Raw genomic sequence first — 18,062 nt, 5'->3', positions numbered from 1 at the left:
GCTACTCGAGAATCAACGGTAAACGGTCAGCGCCATGGCGCCGAAGATGCAGGTAAACAGGCTCAGGCGCAGCAGTGCCGGGTGCCAGAAAAAGCGGTACAGATCAAAGCCTGACAACAGCCGGTCCAGCGCCCAGGCAAGCACCATTGCGATCAAAAACAGGACGGTCACGCTGGGCATGTACAGGCCATGAAAAGCAATTTCACGAGGCATGAATCAGTCCTTGCCTTTGGCCTTCGCGAGCACGCACGGCCAGGGGTGATTGAGGGTCCAGCAGTGATGAGCGAATGAAGTGCAGGTAGCTCTTCACTCGTCGCAAAGCAGAGGTATCGAAATGCGGCGCAAAGGGTTCGTCACTGTTTTGCACCCGGTTGATGGCGTGATCAACCGCCGCCAACGCGCGCTGCCAGTTACTGTGATCCGGCTGGATGAACAACCGGATCAAAGCGCGCCCCATTACCCGGATCGCCACCCGCCAGGATTGCCAGGGCGCATAAGCTGGATGTACCGGGAGGATGTCCTGCTCGCGACGCAGTTCGATAATTGCGTGGCCGATCTCCAGCACGACGAACATCCAGTGCAGCAATTCGCGCTGCACCAACGGTTTGCCTGCTGCCAGACCATAGGCCTGGTGCATGAGGTCGCGGGTCTGGCTTTCGAAACTTGAGCCGAGGCGATTCAGCGGTGCGCTGATGGCAAACACCACCTGACGGCGCAAATCGCCCTCCAGCTGTCGCCACATCCAGCGTGCATTCGGCGGCAGAATGATCGCCCCCGCTGCGGCACACAGCAGCATGCCGATGACCATGGCGATGTAGTCGTTGATGAAGGTGTAAGGGTTGTAGATCGTGAGGTTGTCGGGCACCGAGCCGATGCCGAAGAAAATCAACAATCCCAGGCCATAGCCGGACCACTGCGGCCGCGATCCGAGAAACGCGCCGAGCATGAATACCGGCGCAAGGAACAGGCACAGCAACGGGAAGCCGTCGATGTTCGGGAAAATAAAAAAGGTTTCGATGAACCCCAGCACGGCCCCAAGCAAGGTGCCGCACGCCATCTGAAATGACATGCGGCGCGGGTTGTTGGTGGTGGACGATAACGCCACGGTGGCCGCCGATACGAGGATCATGGTCGCGCCGCTGGGCCAGGCAGTCGCCACCCAGTAAGCGCTCATGATCGCCAGAATGAACGTCGCTCGAATGCCCGCTGCGGCGGCTGTCATCCAACTGGTTTTGGGCAGAAACTCCTCTTCCCACTTTTCTCGAATGTGGTTGTGATCAGCCAACGATGCGTGGGTCTGCGCGTAGTCGTGCATGTCGCTGACCAACCGGTACAGCAACTCATAAGCGGTATGAAAATCCAGCAGCTCGGCTTCGCTGGGCTGAATGTCTTCCAGAGCGGCACGCTCGGCGCGCACACGTTCAGGCAAGTCGGCCTTGAAGTCTTCCAACTGTTGCACCAACTGCCTGGCGTCATCAGGGGTCAGGAAGCGATTAGCGAAACCGTCGAGCAGCGTTGCGAAGGCGGTAAGGCCCGGTTCAGCAGCAATGACGACTCGACTGACGCCGTCACCGCGCACGCGCTCGAGCAACTGGTGCAAGGCGTTGAAGCGGGTGGTGATGGCCATGAATTCGCTGTTCAGGCGATTGAGCCGACCATTGCGCCTGCGCATGTGTGGGTCTTCAAAAACGGTGACACTGCGTAGACCTTCCAGGCCAATGGCTTCGGCGACAAAACGTACGTTGCCGGTTTCAAAGGCGTCCCGTGGAGTAGTGCCGCGCAAACCATCAGCGACGAAGCGAGCGAATACGCCGAAGCGTGAGTACAGCGCGTTACGCATTGCCGCGCTGGAGCTCTGCGGCAGGATCGCGGCGGTGACGGCAGTGGAGCAGACGATGCCGAGGCTGATTTCCAGTACCCGCCAGACCGCCGCCATGAACGAGCCTTCCGGATGTGCCAATGCGGGCAGGCCCACCATCGCCGCGGTGTAGCCTGCCAACACGAAACCGTAGGCGCGAAAGTTGCGATAGCGTGCGGCGCCTGCCGAACAGAAGCCCACCCACAGCGCCAGACTGCCGAGGAACAGTTCGGAGTTCTGCGCGAACAAGGCCATCAGCACGACCATGACCGTAGAACCGGCCAGGGTGCCGAGCAATCGGTAGAAGCTCTTGGCGAACACATGGCCGCTTTGCGGCTGCATGACGATGAACACGGTAATCATCGCCGTGCGCGGCTGAGGTAATTCCAGGCGCAGGGCCAGCCAATAGGTGAGGAACGCAGCGATCAGGACTTTGAAGATGTAAATCCAGGTCACCCCGTCACTGCGCGCCCAGCTGTTGAATTCCCGCCGCCATGGGAGTTGGGTGAGCTTCATGCCCGTCCAGCCTCTGTAGGAGCCGCCGAAGGCTGCGAAAACGGTATGTCTGACAGAACGCTTCGCAGCCTTCGGCAGCTCCTACAGGTGGCGGGATTTTCTGTAGGAGCCAACTTGTTGGCGAGGCGGTCGAAGCGGCGCGTCAGGTGTGAAGCCTCGCGAACAAGTTCGCTCCTACCGAAAAGCATCACCGATCCAACACTGCAGGTGTTTTGGGTGCCTGGGTCTGGCCTTCGGTTGGTGTATCGCTGCCAGCTTCCAGCCCGCCGCCCAGCGCTACGACCAGCTCGGCATGGGCGCTCAAACGGGCGGCCTGGACTTGCTGTTGAATCTGTTGCTGCCGAAACAACAAGGTCTGAGCGTTGAGTACGTTGAGGTAGTCGGTCAGCCCGCGTTGATAAGCGATCATCGCGATGTCATAGGTCTTCTGCGCTGAGGCCACGGATTCGCCGGCGAACACTTGCTGCTTGTCCATGGATTCACGGCGGATCAATTGATCGGAAATGCTCTTGAGCGCATCAACCAGCGTCTGGTTGTACTGCGCCACGGCCAGGTCATAACCGGCTGACGCCTCACCCAGTTGCGAACGCAGACGCCCACCATCGAAGATCGGCAAGCTCACCGCAGGCCCTGCGCTGTAGTTGAATTTTTTACCCGCCAGAAATTCAAGCATGCCGCCGCCCGTGGCCATGTAACCCAGGTTGGCGATCAGGTCCACGTTGGGATAAAAACCCGCATGAGCCACGTCAATGCCTCGGGCCTGAGCCGCAACGGCCCAGCGGCTTGCCACCACGTCAGGACGCTGACCGAGCAATTGCGCGGGTAAAGCCGAAGGTAATTTCAGGGCCGTCTTGAGCGCCAGCGTCGGGCGATGCAGGCTGGCGCCCTCCCCGGGACCTTTGCCCGCCAGCGCGGCCAACTGATTGCGGCTCAGTGCAATGGCTTCGTCCAGTGCATCGATTTGCCGGTGAGTTTCCGGCAGCGGTGTTTCAGCCTGGCTGACTTCAAAGTGAGTACCAATCCCGCCCTGCAAACGACGCTGAGCCAGATCGAGAATCTGTTGCTGCTGGGCGAGCGTCGCTTCAACGATGTCGCGCTGGGCGTAGTCCAGGGACAACTGGATGTAAGCGCGAACAATGTTGTCCTGCAATTCGAGCTGCGCCTGACGAGCCTGGGCAGCGCTCATGTGGGCAAGGTCCAGCGCCCGTTCGGTAGCGTTGCGTTCACGCCCCCAGAAATCCAGCGAGTAGCTCAGACCAAGGGACGCATTGTTGTCCCATGTGGTGGTATTGGCGAGCGCGCCGGGGCCGTAAAACTGATCCGTCGCCCAGTCATGACGTTTGAGGGACGCTTCGCCATTGACGTGCAGCGACTCGGCAGATTCAGCCATGCCCGCCATGGCTTTGGCTTGACGAACCCTGGCGGCAGCCATCGCCAGGCTCGGCGCACCGGCAGCGGCCAGATCAATCCAGTGGTCCAGTTGCGGATCGTTATAAGCGCGCCACCATTGCCCGACGGGCCAATGAGCCTCTTGGTCGGCACTGCGAATGGCAGCGTCGGTGGCCAGGCTTTCAACAGGCAAAGCTTTGCCTTGTGGTGCGATCCCGCCGGTTCCGATGCAGCCGCTGATGACTAACGTTAAAGCCCAGACACTGAAGGGCGCAGCCCTTCTGATGATGCGACGCGGCACGAATGCAACTTCCCGACGTAAGGTGTGATGACTCAGGTGGCGCGATTCTAGGGGCGCGTCAGGTCGCCGATAAGCCGGGGGAATTGTGAATCTTTGTTACAGAATCGGAGATAATCCTTAGGTATGCTGACATGGCTCAGTTACTTCGTGTCACAATTTGCTATCTCTCTAGAGAACTGCCCATGGATACCCTGCAAAACATGCGCGCGTTCAGTTGTGTGGCGCAAGCGGGAAGCTTCACGGCTGCTGCCGTCCAGCTCGACACTACTACCGCCAACGTTTCGCGCGCCGTTTCTAATCTCGAAGCGCATCTGCAAACCCGTCTGCTCAACCGCACCACACGCCGAATCGCGCTCACAGAAGCCGGCAAGCGTTATCTCCTGCGTTGTGAACAGATTCTGGGTTATGTGGAAGAGGCCGAGGCCGAAGCCAGCGATGCTCATGCGCGACCAGCCGGTCAGCTCAAGGTGCATTCGATGTCCAGCGTTGGTCAGCATTACGTGATCGATGCTATTGCCCGCTACCGGCGCAATCACCCGGATGTTTCCTTCGACCTGACCATGGCCAATCGCGTGCCGGATCTGCTCGAAGAAGGCTATGACGTGTCCATCGTGCTGGCCAGTGAGCTGCCGGACTCGGGCTTTGTGTCCCAGCGCCTGGGCATCACCTACAGCATTGCCTGCGCGTCGCCGGAATACGTCAAAAGCTTCGGCATCCCGCTCAAACCCACTGACCTGCTCAACCATGCCTGCCTGCGCCTGGTCAGCCCGGTGTTCCCGTTGGAGAAGTGGCTGTTCGACGGTCCGGAGGGTCAGGAAATGGTCACAATCCATACCTCGCCATTTCTGGTCAATTCCGCAGACGCCATGAAGACGGCGATCAGTAGCGGCATGGGTGTGGGCATTCTGCCGATCTACTCCGCCATCGAAGGCTTGCGCAATGGCACGCTGGTGCGGGTGCTGCCCGAGTACCGCTCGCAGGAGCTGAACCTGTACGCCATCTACCCGTCGCGTCAGTACCTGGATGCCAAGATCAAGACGTGGGTGGAATACCTGCGCGGCTCGCTGCCGGAAATCCTCGCGGCACATGAGGCTGATTTGCATACACACGCGATGCGGTCGATCGCCTGATCCCTGGAATGCATTCGGTGCCCCTGACACCGCGCTGTCGCGCAGCAAACGGGGACCTGTAGGAGCGCACGAGCACCGCGAGGCCGATGTTTACGGCGCGACGACGAGAATGTTAGCGTGCTACTCATCTGTAACCCTTTATAAAAAGCGTGCGAGAGTAGCTACCCCATGAAAAAGACCGTACTTGCCTTCAGCCGTGTATCCCCCGAAATGGCCGAACGGCTGGAACAAGACTTCAACGTGATCGTGCCCGACCCGAAGCTGGGCGACATGAATGCGCAGTTCAATGACGCACTGCCCAAGTGTCACGGCATGATTGGGGCGGGTCGTCAGTTGGGGCGCGAGCAACTGGCAGCCGCCACGCAGCTGGAAGTGGTGTCGAGCATTTCAGTGGGTTACGACAACTACGACGTCGGCTACTTTAACGAGCGCGGCATCATGCTCACCAATACCCCGGATGTGCTGACAGAAAGCACCGCAGACCTCGGGTTTTCCCTGATCATGAGCAGTGCCCGCCGGGTTGCCGAACTGGACGCCTGGACCAAGGCCGGTCAGTGGAAGCGCAGTGTTGAGGCTGCGCAATTCGGCACGGATGTGTACGGCAAGACGCTGGGTATCGTCGGCATGGGCAACATCGGCGCAGCGGTTGCACGTCGTGGTCGTCTGGGTTTCAACATGCCGATCCTGTACAGCGGCAACAGCCGCAAGACCGAGCTGGAACAGGAGCTGGGCGCGCAATTTCGCAGCCTTGATCAATTGCTCGCCGAGTCGGACTTCGTTTGCCTGGTGGTGCCGTTGAGCGAGAAGACCAAGCACCTGATCAGCAGCCGTGAACTGGGCTTGATGAAGTCCAGCGCGATCCTGATCAACATTGCCCGAGGCCCGATCGTCGACGAAGCTGCCCTGATCGAAGCCTTGCAGAACGGCACCATTCGCGGCGCCGGGCTGGATGTGTATGAGAAGGAGCCGCTGAGCGAGTCGCCACTGTTCAGCCTGAAAAACGCCGTGACCCTGCCCCACATCGGCTCAGCCACCACGGAAACCCGGCAAGCCATGGCGGATCTTGCCTACACCAACCTGCGCGCTGCGTTGCTGGGTGAGAAGCCGAAGAACCTGGTGAATCCGCAAGTTTGGAAAGATTGATGTAGCCCTGTAGGATCTGCCGCAGGCTGCGATTGCGGTATACCTGAAAAACGCTTCGCAGCCTGCGGCAGCTCCTACAGATAATGCATTCCACTTACTTCAAGCCAGCTTCGCCCCCACTGGCACCACCGCCTTCGGCTTCCTGAACACCAGAATATTCCCCAGCATGACCAACACCAGCCCCATCAACGCCGGGGCGGTCCATTGGTAGCCTTCCACTAACGCCGAGATGTTCAGCGCCACCACCGGGAACAGCACCGTGCAATACGCTGCGCGTTCTGGCCCCATGCGGCCGACCAGCGTCAGGTAGGCGGTGAAGCCAATGACCGAGCCCGGAATCACCAGATACAGCAACGAGCTGATGTAGCGGGTCGTCCACTCAAAACCAAACGGCGTACCACTGAGCAAGCAGTACAGGCTGAGCATCCCGGCGCCGTAGAGCATGCCCCAGGCATTGGTGGTCAGCGGCCGTAAACCGGCTTTCTGCTGCATGCTGGAAAGCATGTTGCCCGCCGAAAAACACATCGTACCCAGTAACGCCAGGCCAAGGCCCATGAGTGTTTCGCGACTGGCGCTGTGCCCGGACAGCTCAGGCCAGAACATGCATCCCAGCCCGATCAGGCCCAGCGCACCGCCGGTCAATACGCTGCGCGCGATTTTCTGTTTGAAGAAAATCCGGGCATTCAGGGCGTTCCACAACGTCGCGGTGGAAAACACGACTGCGATAAGCCCGCTAGGAATCCACTGACTGGCGGTGAGGAAACACATGAAGTTGATACAAAACAGGCACAGCCCCTGAGCGACGCAGAGCATATGGCCACGCTGATTGACCTTCTGCAGCTTGCCGCTGAGCAGCAACAGCGCGAACAACACCAGTGCGGCAAGGCCGAATCGATAAACGATGGAGACCGCAATCGCCACTTCGCCAAGCTGCAACTTCAGTGCGATCCAGGTGGTGCCCCAGATCAGGACGGTAAGCAAATAAAGCGAAATGTTCATGATGCGACTCCCGATTTGAGCCATCAGTCTGCGACGAGCATGAACCGGCCATTTGCATAATCTTGCGCATTTGCTTCAGCGGTGGCTGGCAGCGAGTGCTGTTAGGCGTAGGATGCGAGCCATGCCAGCAATCGAATCCATCCAGGTCTTTCAGGCCCTTAACAGTTCACCCCATGCTCAACTTGAGCAGAGCGCGGTGCTGGGCGATGGTTTGGTCGCGGCCTTGTGGAACAATCGCCACGATTCGCAGGAGTATCACGGCCCCAGTCACCACACGCTGTCTTGCTACATCGACGGCGGCACGGGCACGTTTCGTCGCGACCGTCCGGATCAGAAAGGCAGCCCTGACAAACTCTGCACCCTGCCCGCCGGGCATGAATCCGCTTGGGTGATCAATGGCGAGATTCGTCTGGCACATCTTTACATCAGCCCGGAGCAGTTCGCTCTGGGTTGCATTACCCTGCTGGACCGCGAGCCGCGTGAGCTGCAATTGCGGGAAAACACGTTTCACGATGATCCTGAACAGGCCCAGCGCTTTCGTCAGTTGATCCAGATGAACTGGAATGAGCCCGGCGAGCGTTTGTTGACCAGCAGCCTGGCCCACGAAATGCTCAGCCGCGCCTTGTTCGATCAGGTGGGCATGCGTGAAGGTTTGCGTTTGAAAGGTGGACTGGCTGCGCATCAACGTCGGCAGTTGGTGGAGTTCATCGAAACTCACCTCGCCGAACCGCTGAGCCTTGGGCAACTGGCCGGGCTGTGCGCATTGTCTGAATATCACTTCGCGAGGATGTTCCGCGAAAGCTTCGGCTTGCCGCCCCATCAGTACCTGCTGGCCCGACGCCTCAATCATGCCCGGCAGTTGCTGCGTTCAACGCGCATGGCCTTCGGGGCGATTGCGCTTGAGTGCGGTTTTGCCAGCGCCAGCCATTTCAACAATCGCTTCCGGCAAGCGATGGGCGCGACGCCGGGGGAGTATCGGTTGGCGTTTTCCGGACGTTGAATCCAATCCTGTAGGATCAATGGATTTCAGCAAGACAGGTGTCACGCCAGCATCTGATTAATAAAAATCAGCGGCCCCACCAACACCACCGCAGCGGCCAGTACCAAGACCAGTTGTGGCAGGAACGGGATCAGGAAAACCAGCAACAACGCGCTGCCCATGAGCGCCGCAAACCATTGCACCAGGCCCAACCCAATCGGGGTGGAAGCCAGCGCGGCCCACAACGAAAGCGCCAGACACAACCAGCCAACGGCCTTGAGCAAACGACTGCGGCTGGCGCTGATTTTACCGTGCAGTAACTCGCCATAGTGTTTGGTCATGGACAGGCACAACGCGGTGAAGCCCACATAACACAGCAAAGTCGCCAGCCACATCAGTGCACCTCCTTTTCAAACCTTGCTGTGCCAATCACCGACGCAGAACGCTGTTCAGCAGCCACTGCAATCGGCGGCACCGGGCGGAATTTCTTTGCGCCCCATGCCATAAACAATCCGGTAAACAAAACGGTCAGGTCAAAGCCGATCAATACCCAGTCCTGATTTTGCAGTGACTCCAGCAGGTACTCGCCACTGGTGACGATATCCAGCAACGGCAACCCGGCAAATAACACCGCGCCCAGCATCAATTGCTCGCGCCACGCCTGGCGCCCCTTACGCAGCAACGCATGCAGCACTGACAGACCCCAAACGCTGAAGAACAGGTTGATCTCCCAATCGCTACGCTCTGCCAGCCCAATCGGCAGCAGACGGTTAGCCCAGAAGAAGGCCGCGATGGCGATCATCAGGCCGGCCATGCCTGCAATGTTCAGTACTTCGACAAGCCTCAATTCGAAAGGCAAAACACCGGTTTTGGCGTGCTTGACCTGACGCTTGGCCAGCCACATCACCAGCCCCGTGCCGATCATCGCGGTCCCGGCAATGCCGAACACAAAATACAACCAGCGCAGTAACGGACCGGCGAACTCGCCCAGATGCAAACCGTACATGGCTCCAGATACCAGCAACGGGACGGAGCGCTGAGTCGGTGCAGTCAGCAACTCACCACTCACACCGTTGAACACCACGTTAATACCCGGATCGTGAATGACGCTGCTGCCAGCACCGGGAGACACCACGACCGTTGCCGCTGCATCACCCGGGTTATAGACCACCAGGCGCTCCACCTCTTTATCGGGCCATTGTTGCCCACTCGCGCGCACGATCGGCGCAAGGGGTGCCAAGGCAGCAGCCGCACCGGTTGCCTTGGTTGTGTTGGTATTCGGAAAAACATCGGCAAAGAACGCCTGAGTGTCCTTGCCATAAGAGGCCACGATACTCGCAGGCATGACCAGCGACATGAAAATCACCAGGCTGCTGTAAGTGATCATCAGGTGAAACGGCAACGCCAGCACGCCGATCGCGTTATGCCCGTCCAGCCAGGAGCGCTGACCTTTGCGCGGCCGAAAGGTGAAGAACTCTTTGAAGATTTTCTTGTGGGTGATGATCCCGGTGATCAGCGCGATAAACATCAGCATCGCGGCGATGGTCGATAGCCAGCGCCCCCACGGATGCGGCATTTGCAGCTGGAAGTGAAAACGATAGAAGAACTCGCCGCCCATGCTGCTGCGCGTCTGGATTTCCTCACCGGTTTGCGGGTCCAGACTCTTGCGGGTAAAGGCCCCGCGCTTGCCCTCCTGCGCAGCGGTCTGCCACATCAGGCCCAATGCAGGCTCACGCTCATCAGGCAGATCAATAAACCAGCGTGTGGCGCCCGCAGCGTTTTGCTGCAGATAGGCCTGGGCCCGTTCGACACTTGCTTGCGTGTCCACGACTCGCGCCGGAATCTCCGGATGGGTCCAGCGATTAATTTCTTCCTTGAAGTAGGACATGGTCCCGGTCAGGAATATCGCAAACAACAGCCAGCCGAATACCAGGCCGATCCAGGTGTGCAGCCAGGCCATGGCCTGACGGAAACCTTCCTTCATGACAACCACCGTCCCAGACCAAACACTGCTGCGAGAATCGCTGCGGGCAGCAATACACCCGCCCATGCACGCCAGGCCGTCCGGCAGGCAAAGCACCAGATAACCACCAACAGATACGCTACAAAGGACAGCATCATCCCGGTAACGACCGCATCGGCACGGGGCATCGGCACCCACTGGCTAATGCAAACGCTGGTCAGGGCCGCGACCAGATATCCGCCCAGCAGCGCGGCCACAATGCGTGAAGCGACCGCAAGGCGATAAGCCAGGGTCACGCCGGCCGGCTTGGCTTTGCGTAAGCGCTCTTTAACGTCAGGGGTGGTTTGCGGAGCATCCATGGTCACGTCATTCATCAATGAGCAATCGTCGGTAAAGGACAGCGCACAGTGAACCATCGGCGTTGAAACGGCATGAGAGTTTCCTGATCGGGAGGCTATCGGGCAGGGCATTCTTTGACGCTCTGCACGAACAGAACGCAATATTAATGATAAATATTCTCATACGCAAAAGAGTCTGCCAGAATCCGCGCAATTAAATGGTTCATCCGGACTGCACCCGCTCATGCCCATCGCCCAATACACGCTTAACGAAACTGTCGAAGGCCTGTATCACGCCCATCACAACTGGCTGACGAGCTGGTTGCGGCGGCGCTTGGGTTGCCCGCACAGCGCGGCGGATCTGGCACAGGATACCTTCGTCAAAGTCCTGCTGGCCCGCGATACAACCGAGATCATGGAGCCGAGGGCGTTCCTGACCACCATCGCCAAGCGCGTGCTGTTCAACCACTACCGTCGTCAGGATCTTGAGCGCGCTTATTACCAGACGCTGGCAGAAATGCCGGAGTGTGTCGCCCCTTCGGAAGAAGAGCGGGCGATCATTCTGGAAACCTTGCTGGAGCTGGATCAGTTGCTTGATGGCCTTCCGGTTGTGGTCAAGCAAGCCTTCCTGTTGTCGCAAATCGACGGTCTGAGCCACGGAGAGATCGCCGCACAGCTGGGGATTTCCATCGCCACGGTCAAACGGCATCTCAATAAAGCGCTGTTGCGCTGCTACTTCGCGCTATGAATTCGAATACCGAATCCCTGAACAAATCCGACATCGCGCCTGCCGTGGCCGAGCAGGCGGTGAGCTGGCTGATCGAAATGCAGAGCGGCGCCCTCGCCCCTGTGCGTCAGCAGGCCTGGCAACTCTGGCTGAACAGCAACACCGAGCACCAGCGGGCGTGGGCGCATATTCAGCGGGTCAATCAGCGTTTGAGCGGGCTGTCTTCGCCATTGGCGCATGCGGCGATCAACGCGCCGAGGTCCAGCAGTCGGCGTCAGGCGCTGAAACTGCTGTTGCTGTTGGGCGCGGGCTCGGCTGCCGGTTGGGGGTTACGCGACCAGCTTTCGTTACAGCCGTTGCTTGCCGACTTTCATAACGGGGTTGGCCAGCAGCGCAAGATCGCGCTGGACGACGGCAGCGAAATTCACCTGAACACCGCAAGCGCTATCGACCTGCGCTTTGATGCCCAACAACGCCTGATCAAGCTGCTGCAAGGCGAAATCATGCTGACGGTCGCCGATGATCCACGTCCGCTGAATCTGATCACGGCCGAGGGCAACATTCGTCCGATGTCGGCAGGCAGCCGTTTCGACGTGCGCCAGTTCGACGGTAAAACCCAATTAGCCGTGTTCAGCGGTACGGTACAGATCAATCCGATTACGTTCACTGGCCCAGGTTTGCAGTTGCAGGCCTCGCAGCAGGTGGTATTCAACCGCAATGTCTGGGAACCGGTGAGAGCGCTGGACGCCAACAGCGGCGCTTGGGCCGATGGCATGCTGGTCGCGGCGCACATGCGCCTGCAAGACTTCCTCGCCGAACTGAGCCGCTACCGCCGCGGCCATCTGCAATGTGATGCGAAAGTCGCGGACCTGCTCATATCGGGCAGTTATCCACTGGCCAACAGCGAGCGAATTCTGGACTTGCTGGAGGTTGCATTGCCAGTCAAGGTCAAGCGATTTACCCGCTATTGGGTGAGTGTCGAGGCGCGGGTTTAGCCCCAAGTTCATTAAACAACACGCATTTGAAATGAGATCCCTGTGGGAGCGAGGCTTGCCCGCGATAAGGCTAGATACGATTCACTTTAGATCGCGTTCAGCCTTATCGCGGGCAAGCCCAGCTCCCACATAGCCTGCATTCCAACTGGAATAATTATTTTTCAAAACCGGTGAGCCGTTTTTGGCTTCTCGCGTGACAGACAGGGAAAGCACCTCAATCCTCTCGCCCAAGGACTCCTGTATGTCAGTTCGCCCCAGCCGTTTGTCTCCCCTGTCTCGCTCGTTGCGGCACATCGTGTTTGGTGCCGGTCTTTCGCTGTGCAGCGTGCCGCTGGTGCTGGCCGCCGATGTCGACAGCAAGTCGTATCACATTGCCCCGAGCGCACTGGAAAGCGCGTTGAACCAGTTCGGTCGCGAAGCAGGCGTGCTGATTTCCTATGGTTCGCAACTGACCAGCGGTTTGCAGAGCCGTGGGCTGGAAGGCCAATACACAACGGAACAAGGGCTGGCGGCATTGCTGGAAGGCACAGGCCTGCAGGCCAATCCAGACGGCCAGAACGGTTTTACCCTGCAGCCGGTCAGCGCGCCGGTCAACGGCCCGATCGAGCTGGGCGTTTCAAACGTGGTCGGCGACTGGTTGGGGGAGGCGCAAGAAACTGACGTCTTCGAACATCCCGGCGCACGGGACGTGATCCGCCGCGAAGAAATCGAGCGCATGGGCGCCAGCACTGCACGTGAAGTGCTCAACCGCATTCCCGGTGTAAACGCTCCGGAAAACAATGGCACCGGCAGCCATGACATGGCGCTGAACTTCGGCATTCGCGGCCTCAACCCGCGTCTGGCATCGCGCTCGACGGTATTGATGGATGGCATTCCGGTGCCCTTTGCTCCATACGGCCAGCCGCAACTTTCCTTTGCACCGGTCAGCATGGGCAACATGGACGCGGTGGACGTAGTTCGCGGCGGCGGCGCGGTGCGTTATGGCCCGCAGAACGTCGGCGGGGTCGTTAACTTCGTGACCCGTGCCATTCCTGACGAACCCACCCTCAAAGGTGGCTTCCAGACCGAAACCAGCCCGTCCTCCAGCCATGACGGCTTCAAGACCACGGGCAACGTATTGGCCGGGGGCACTGCCGACAATGGCCTGGGCGGCGCAATTCTGTACACCGGCGTGCGCGGCGGCGACTGGCGCGAACACAGCGATACGCAGATCGACGACCTGATCCTCAAGGGCAAGTACCAGATCGATGAAGCCAACAGCGTGAACGCGATGGCTCAGTACTACGAGGGTGAGGCCGAGATGCCGGGAGGCCTGAACGTTGCCGACTACAAGGACGATCCTTATCAGTCGACGCGCTTGAAGGACAAGTTCTGGGGCCGCCGCACCATGGTCAACTTCGGTTATCGCTACGAAGAAGACGCGCGGGTTTTCACTGCCAATACGTTTTTCACCAAGACCCTGCGCAGCGGTTATCTGGACCAAGGCAGCTTTGTTTCCCTGTCACCCCGCGAGTACTGGGTTCGTGGTCTGGAAACACGCTTCTCCCAAGGTTTTGCGCTGGGTGAAACATGGCATGAAGTCGGCGTCGGTTACCGCTACATCAATGAAGCCGGACACGAACTGCGCTATCGCGAAAACACCGTGAACAATGTGCTGCCGACGACCAGCAGCCGATTCGACCGCGATACCCGCGGCGCTACCGAAGCCAATGCGATCTACATTGATGACCGCATCGACATCGGCAAGTGGACCATCACGCCGGGCATTCGCTACGAAAGGATCGACACTGCGCAATCCGACAACTTCAACAACCTCAAATACAAGGGCGACTACAACACCGCCCTGCCCGCGTTGAACGTGCTGTATCACCTGACCGATAGCTGGAACCTGTATGCCAACACCGAGGGCTCGTTCGGCAGTGTGCAATACAGCCAGATGTCCAGCCGCATCGCCGGGGGCGAAGTCAAACCCGAGAAGGCCCGTACCTGGGAATTGGGCACGCGCTATGACAATGGCAACCTGCGCGCAGAGATCGGCGCGTTCCTGATCAACTTCGATAACCAGTACGAAACCAACCAGACTGACAGCAGCGTTATTGCCCGCGGCGAAACCCGTCATCAGGGGATCGAGACCAGCGTCAACTATGCATTGGCGGGACTGAACCCGGCGTTGGCAGGTTTTGATGTGTACGCCACGTATGCCTTCGTCGACGCGACCATTCGCGAAGACGGACCGAACAAGGGCAACCGTGTGCCGTTCGCGTCCAAACACAAAGGCACCCTGGGCGTCGCCTATACCGAAGGCCCATGGAAGTTGAATCTGGACAGTTCGTACCAGAGCGATCAATTCGCCGATAACGCTAACACCCGGACAGAAACAGCCAATGGCGCTGCAGGCAAGATCCCCGGCTACATGCTGTTCAGCACACGGGCCGCCTACGATTTTGGCCCGCAATTGTCTGATCTGAACGTCGCGGTCGGGGTGAAAAACATCTTCAACCACGAGTACTTCACCCGCTCGTTTGACGACAACAACCGAGGCAAATACGTCGGCGAACCGCGCACGGTGTATGTGCAGACGTCTGTGGCGTTTTGATCCACCGCGTCGCCTGCATCGTCGGAATGCCGCCCAGACCAAGCCCGGCTCCCACTGGCATGGTGACTCTACGCCGAACTGTGGAAGCCGAGCTTGCTCGCGATTAACGATAACGCGGCGTAGCTTATGGCTGCGTCTCATGCATCGCGGGCAAGCCCGGCTCCCACAGTGACCGCATTCCCCTGTAGGAGCCGAGCTTGCTCGCGATGAACGATAACACGGTGTGGCTTATGGCTGCGTCTCATGCATCGCGGGCAAGTCCGGCTCCCACAGTGACCGCATTCCCCCTGTAGGAGCCGAGCTTGCTCGCGATGAACGATGACGCAGTATGGCTACTGGTTGCGTCTCATGCATCGCGGGCAAGCCCGGCTCCCACAATGATTGGGTTGCGCTCAGTTTCGGTGTTACCACCGATACGTCGCACTCGCCTGCACGGTGCGTTGCGAGCCGTACCAGCACCAGCCGTAACCGCTGCAGGACGCGACGTATTCCTTGTCGGCCAGGTTGGTCACATTCAGCGCCAGCCGTAGGTTGTCCATCGGGTTGTACAGGCTTGGAATATCGTAATGAGCTGATGCGTCGAACAAGGTGTACCCAGGCACTTTCAACGAGTTGGCCGTGTCGCCCCAAGTCGAGCCGACGTAACGCGCGCCGCCACCGACACCGAAGCCTTTCATCTGGCCATCACGGAAGGTGTAATCAACCCAACCGGACGCGGTATGACGTGGAATTGCCACTGAGGTCTTGCCCTCAGCCGACTCTGTCGGGCCATTGGCAATGCCACTTCCTGGCGATACGGTAACGGTGTTGTTCGATTTGGTAGTCCTGTTGTCCAGATACGCGTAAGCCGCGGTGATATCCAGGTTGTCACTCAGACTCGCCTTGCCTTCCAGCTCAAAACCCCGCGACTGCACCTCACCGGATTGCACCTGACAACGGGCACCGTTACACCGAGGCGCGGGATCGGGGTCCGGAGTCAGCACATTCGATCTACGCAGATCGAAAATCGATGCGGTAATGAAGCTGTTGCTACCCGGTGGCTGGTACTTGATACCCAATTCGTATTGCGTGCCTTCGGTGGGATCAAATGGCTTGTTACCCAAGCCGGTACCCGATTGCGGCTCAAAGGATTCGGAATAGCTGATATACGGCGCCAGGCCGTTATCGAACAGATAGACCAGCCCCAGCCGTCCGGTGAAGGCTTCTGCCTCGGTCGAACTCTTGGTTTTCACCCCCGTGGCAATGCGTTTCGAGCTGTTGGTGCTGTCTGCCCAGTCATAACGTCCACCGGCCAGAAACACCCACTTGTCCCACTTCATCTGCTCTTGCAGGTAAAGGCCCTTTTGCTGGCTGCGACCTGTCGCATCGGTGACATAAGCTGGCACTGTCACAGGGCTGCCGTAGACAGGATTGAAGATATCCAGGGATGCAGCCTGGGGAAATCCGGACGCCTTGGTATCCGTGCTGGTGTTTTGATAATCGGCACCGAACAATACGGTGTGCTGCAACGGCCCGGTGGCGAATTTAGCCTGGACCTGATTATCAATTGTGTAGGAATCAAGATTCACATCAGTCGCGATAACGCTACGGTCAAGGGTTCTGAAATCTGACAGCAGCGAGCTGTTATAAACACTGCGATAGAGTCCTTCACTGCGCATGTACCGGGCGTTCTGACGGATAGTCCAGACATCGTTCAGATGATGTTCGAACAAGTAACCAACGGAATGGTAATTGCGATCACTCTTCTCGATATCCTTCTCGCCATCATAAAAATCGACATCAATGTCACGACCGGTCGGGCTACGCAGCACTGAACCAAAAGCGGGAACAGCCCCATACGAAGCACCCTTAGGATCCGCCTGATAATTGGCCAGCAACGTCAGCGACGTATCTTCACTCGGCCGCCAGGTAAACGCCCCAGCGATGGATTGGCGACGGGTTTCCGTGTGTTCAACCTGGCCATCAGCGTCGTCGTACAGACCGGAAAGACGATAGGAATAAACACCCTGTTCATCAATCGGACCGCCGAAATCAAAGGTCGTACGCTTCTTGTTGAAAGTGCCGTAAGTCAGGCCGATTTCGTGAAACGGAGTGTCAGTCGGCAGTTTGCTGACCATGTTCACCACACCGCTCGGACTGGCCTGGCCATACAGCACGGACGACGGGCCACGCAGGACTTCAACGCGCTCCAGATCGAACGAGTCTTTCTGCGGGGAAGCATCGCGGCTGCCCGGCATGCGCAAGCCGTCCAGATAAGTCGCGGGCGAAAAGCCACGAATACTTAGCTGATCAAGACGCGAAGCGGTCGCGCCGCGAGTCTCTGGCACAACGGCTGCGGTGTAGCGCAGGATCTGGTTCAGGCTCTGTGCACCCTGCGCGGTCATCTGGTCTTTGGTCACCACTGAAATCGATTGCGGGGTTTCAATCAACGCGGTGTCTGTCTTGGTCCCGGTACGGCCACGGGTTGCCACATAACCGGAAACCGGTCCCGATGCCGTCTCGCTACGGTAGGCGCCCTGAATATCCGTTGCGCCCAACTCCATGGCACCTGCCACTGACTCGGGAGCTGCTTCGATGCGATAACGATTGGCCGACAATGCCGTGGCCCGCAAACCGCTGCCCGCGAGCAAACGTGCCAGAGCGACCTGGGTATCGAAATCGCCCTGCAAGCCGGCGCTGTGCTTGCCACGGGTTAGCGCCGGATCGAAGGCCAGCGCCAGATTCGCCTGCTCGGCCAGGCTGTTGAGTGCCTGGCTCAAATCACCGGCCGGAATCGAAAAGCTTCGTACAGTGGCCTGCGCGGCCGGTACGGATTCAGCAGCATTGAGCGGCGCGGCGGCGAACGCCATGACGACGGCCAGAGCCAGTGGTTGCAGAGAATGGACAGCGCGTGACATGGACGATCCTTGGCTGGGAAATGAAGTACTCCTAGCCATGACGCACACGCGAAGAAAACAGACAGCGAATGAGATGGATTTTCATTCAAAAAGTGATTTTTTTATTTTTTGCCGCGAAATATTTCTTTCACTGTGGGGTTGAATTGTTTCTCCAGAAGCGCCAACACTGTGACTGAGGCCAGACGAAAATGAACCTCCTGAACAGGAGCCATGTCCGATCTCACAAGAGCA

The 18,062-nt window shown here is 58.7% G+C and carries 14 protein-coding genes; 6 read left to right on the top strand and 8 right to left on the bottom strand.

Going from position 1 to position 18,062, the window contains the following annotated elements; translation table 11 throughout:
* Nucleotides 1-12 precede the first annotated feature (12 nt).
* From ABRP31_RS04595 to ABRP31_RS04585, 3 genes are all read right to left on the bottom strand, one after another.
* On the bottom strand, nt 13-213 hold the full coding sequence (locus tag ABRP31_RS04595; RefSeq protein WP_349971590.1) for a DUF1656 domain-containing protein: 201 nt from the start codon (nt 211-213) through the stop codon (nt 13-15).
* Entirely contained in the window at nt 203-2,374 is a 2,172-nt protein-coding gene (locus ABRP31_RS04590) for an FUSC family protein (RefSeq protein ID WP_349971591.1), read from the bottom strand. Before ABRP31_RS04590 ends, ABRP31_RS04595 begins: the two co-directional genes overlap by 11 nt.
* Nucleotides 2,375-2,561: 187 nt before the next feature.
* Complete coding sequence (locus tag ABRP31_RS04585; protein ID WP_349971592.1) at nt 2,562-4,064, bottom strand: efflux transporter outer membrane subunit; 1,503 nt, start codon at nt 4,062-4,064, stop codon at nt 2,562-2,564.
* Nucleotides 4,065-4,246: 182 nt separating this feature from the next.
* Between ABRP31_RS04585 and ABRP31_RS04580 the strand changes: the two genes are divergently transcribed.
* The gene (locus ABRP31_RS04580; RefSeq protein ID WP_027900201.1) at nt 4,247-5,194 is read left to right on the top strand and encodes a LysR family transcriptional regulator; all 948 of its coding nucleotides are present in this window, start codon (nt 4,247-4,249) and stop codon (nt 5,192-5,194) included.
* 168 nt (nt 5,195-5,362) lie between these two features.
* Nucleotides 5,363-6,337, top strand: coding sequence for a D-glycerate dehydrogenase (locus ABRP31_RS04575; protein ID WP_087268897.1), 975 nt, complete (start codon nt 5,363-5,365; stop codon nt 6,335-6,337).
* A 99-nt stretch (nt 6,338-6,436) separates the two neighbouring features.
* On the opposite strand, the gene ABRP31_RS04570 is transcribed toward ABRP31_RS04575, so the two are convergent.
* The gene (locus ABRP31_RS04570) at nt 6,437-7,336 is read right to left on the bottom strand and encodes a DMT family transporter (RefSeq protein WP_349971593.1); all 900 of its coding nucleotides are present in this window, start codon (nt 7,334-7,336) and stop codon (nt 6,437-6,439) included.
* Between the two features lie 121 nt (nt 7,337-7,457).
* Between ABRP31_RS04570 and ABRP31_RS04565 the strand changes: the two genes are divergently transcribed.
* A complete protein-coding gene (locus ABRP31_RS04565; RefSeq protein WP_349971594.1) occupies nt 7,458-8,336 on the top strand; it encodes an AraC family transcriptional regulator in 879 nt (292 codons plus the stop codon).
* A gap of 41 nt (nt 8,337-8,377) precedes the next feature.
* Here ABRP31_RS04565 and ABRP31_RS04560 read toward each other — a convergent pair whose 3' ends face one another.
* From ABRP31_RS04560 to ABRP31_RS04550, 3 genes are read right to left on the bottom strand one after another with little or no spacing between them, the layout of a single operon-like run.
* The gene (locus ABRP31_RS04560) at nt 8,378-8,710 is read right to left on the bottom strand and encodes a DUF3325 domain-containing protein (RefSeq protein ID WP_349971596.1); all 333 of its coding nucleotides are present in this window, start codon (nt 8,708-8,710) and stop codon (nt 8,378-8,380) included.
* Nucleotides 8,710-10,299, bottom strand: coding sequence for a PepSY-associated TM helix domain-containing protein (locus ABRP31_RS04555; protein WP_349971597.1), 1,590 nt, complete (start codon nt 10,297-10,299; stop codon nt 8,710-8,712). Before ABRP31_RS04555 ends, ABRP31_RS04560 begins: the two co-directional genes overlap by 1 nt.
* Nucleotides 10,296-10,652 (bottom strand): DUF3649 domain-containing protein, encoded by a 357-nt coding sequence (locus ABRP31_RS04550; RefSeq protein WP_349971598.1) that lies wholly within the window; start codon nt 10,650-10,652, stop codon nt 10,296-10,298. Before ABRP31_RS04550 ends, ABRP31_RS04555 begins: the two co-directional genes overlap by 4 nt.
* A gap of 208 nt (nt 10,653-10,860) precedes the next feature.
* Between ABRP31_RS04550 and ABRP31_RS04545 the strand changes: the two genes are divergently transcribed.
* The 3 genes from ABRP31_RS04545 to fecA all read left to right on the top strand — a co-directional run bounded on the left by ABRP31_RS04545 (nt 10,861) and on the right by fecA (nt 14,934).
* Entirely contained in the window at nt 10,861-11,364 is a 504-nt protein-coding gene (locus ABRP31_RS04545; protein ID WP_349971599.1) for a sigma-70 family RNA polymerase sigma factor, read from the top strand.
* Nucleotides 11,361-12,338 carry a FecR family protein gene (locus ABRP31_RS04540; protein ID WP_349971600.1) on the top strand — a complete coding sequence of 326 codons (978 nt, stop codon included), beginning with the start codon at nt 11,361-11,363 and terminating at the stop codon, nt 12,336-12,338. Before ABRP31_RS04545 ends, ABRP31_RS04540 begins: the two co-directional genes overlap by 4 nt.
* A gap of 241 nt (nt 12,339-12,579) precedes the next feature.
* The gene (gene fecA, locus ABRP31_RS04535; protein ID WP_349971601.1) at nt 12,580-14,934 is read left to right on the top strand and encodes a TonB-dependent Fe(3+) dicitrate receptor FecA; all 2,355 of its coding nucleotides are present in this window, start codon (nt 12,580-12,582) and stop codon (nt 14,932-14,934) included.
* A 404-nt stretch (nt 14,935-15,338) separates the two neighbouring features.
* On the opposite strand, the gene ABRP31_RS04530 is transcribed toward fecA, so the two are convergent.
* Nucleotides 15,339-17,831 (bottom strand): TonB-dependent siderophore receptor, encoded by a 2,493-nt coding sequence (locus ABRP31_RS04530; protein ID WP_349971602.1) that lies wholly within the window; start codon nt 17,829-17,831, stop codon nt 15,339-15,341.
* Between the last annotated feature and the right edge of the window lie 231 nt (nt 17,832-18,062).

Source organism: Pseudomonas caspiana, from assembly GCF_040224095.2.
GTDB lineage: Bacteria > Pseudomonadota > Gammaproteobacteria > Pseudomonadales > Pseudomonadaceae > Aquipseudomonas > Aquipseudomonas caspiana.
Note: the sequence above shows the minus strand (reverse complement) of the source record. Positions and strands in the feature narration are given on the sequence as shown.

Excerpts from the sequence above, each read along its gene's own strand:
- ABRP31_RS04595 (WP_349971590.1), bottom strand. The coding sequence starts at position 213 with ATGCCTCGTGAAATTGCTTTTCATGGCCTGTACATGCCCAGCGTGACC.
- ABRP31_RS04590 (WP_349971591.1), bottom strand. The coding sequence starts at position 2,374 with ATGAAGCTCACCCAACTCCCATGGCGGCGGGAATTCAACAGCTGGGCG.
- ABRP31_RS04580 (WP_027900201.1), top strand. The coding sequence starts at position 4,247 with ATGGATACCCTGCAAAACATGCGCGCGTTCAGTTGTGTGGCGCAAGCG.
- ABRP31_RS04575 (WP_087268897.1), top strand. The coding sequence starts at position 5,363 with ATGAAAAAGACCGTACTTGCCTTCAGCCGTGTATCCCCCGAAATGGCC.
- ABRP31_RS04570 (WP_349971593.1), bottom strand. The coding sequence starts at position 7,336 with ATGAACATTTCGCTTTATTTGCTTACCGTCCTGATCTGGGGCACCACC.
- ABRP31_RS04565 (WP_349971594.1), top strand. The coding sequence starts at position 7,458 with ATGCCAGCAATCGAATCCATCCAGGTCTTTCAGGCCCTTAACAGTTCA.
- ABRP31_RS04560 (WP_349971596.1), bottom strand. The coding sequence starts at position 8,710 with ATGTGGCTGGCGACTTTGCTGTGTTATGTGGGCTTCACCGCGTTGTGC.
- ABRP31_RS04555 (WP_349971597.1), bottom strand. The coding sequence starts at position 10,299 with ATGAAGGAAGGTTTCCGTCAGGCCATGGCCTGGCTGCACACCTGGATC.
- ABRP31_RS04550 (WP_349971598.1), bottom strand. The coding sequence starts at position 10,652 with ATGAATGACGTGACCATGGATGCTCCGCAAACCACCCCTGACGTTAAA.
- ABRP31_RS04545 (WP_349971599.1), top strand. The coding sequence starts at position 10,861 with ATGCCCATCGCCCAATACACGCTTAACGAAACTGTCGAAGGCCTGTAT.
- ABRP31_RS04540 (WP_349971600.1), top strand. The coding sequence starts at position 11,361 with ATGAATTCGAATACCGAATCCCTGAACAAATCCGACATCGCGCCTGCC.
- fecA (WP_349971601.1), top strand. The coding sequence starts at position 12,580 with ATGTCAGTTCGCCCCAGCCGTTTGTCTCCCCTGTCTCGCTCGTTGCGG.
- ABRP31_RS04530 (WP_349971602.1), bottom strand. The coding sequence starts at position 17,831 with ATGTCACGCGCTGTCCATTCTCTGCAACCACTGGCTCTGGCCGTCGTC.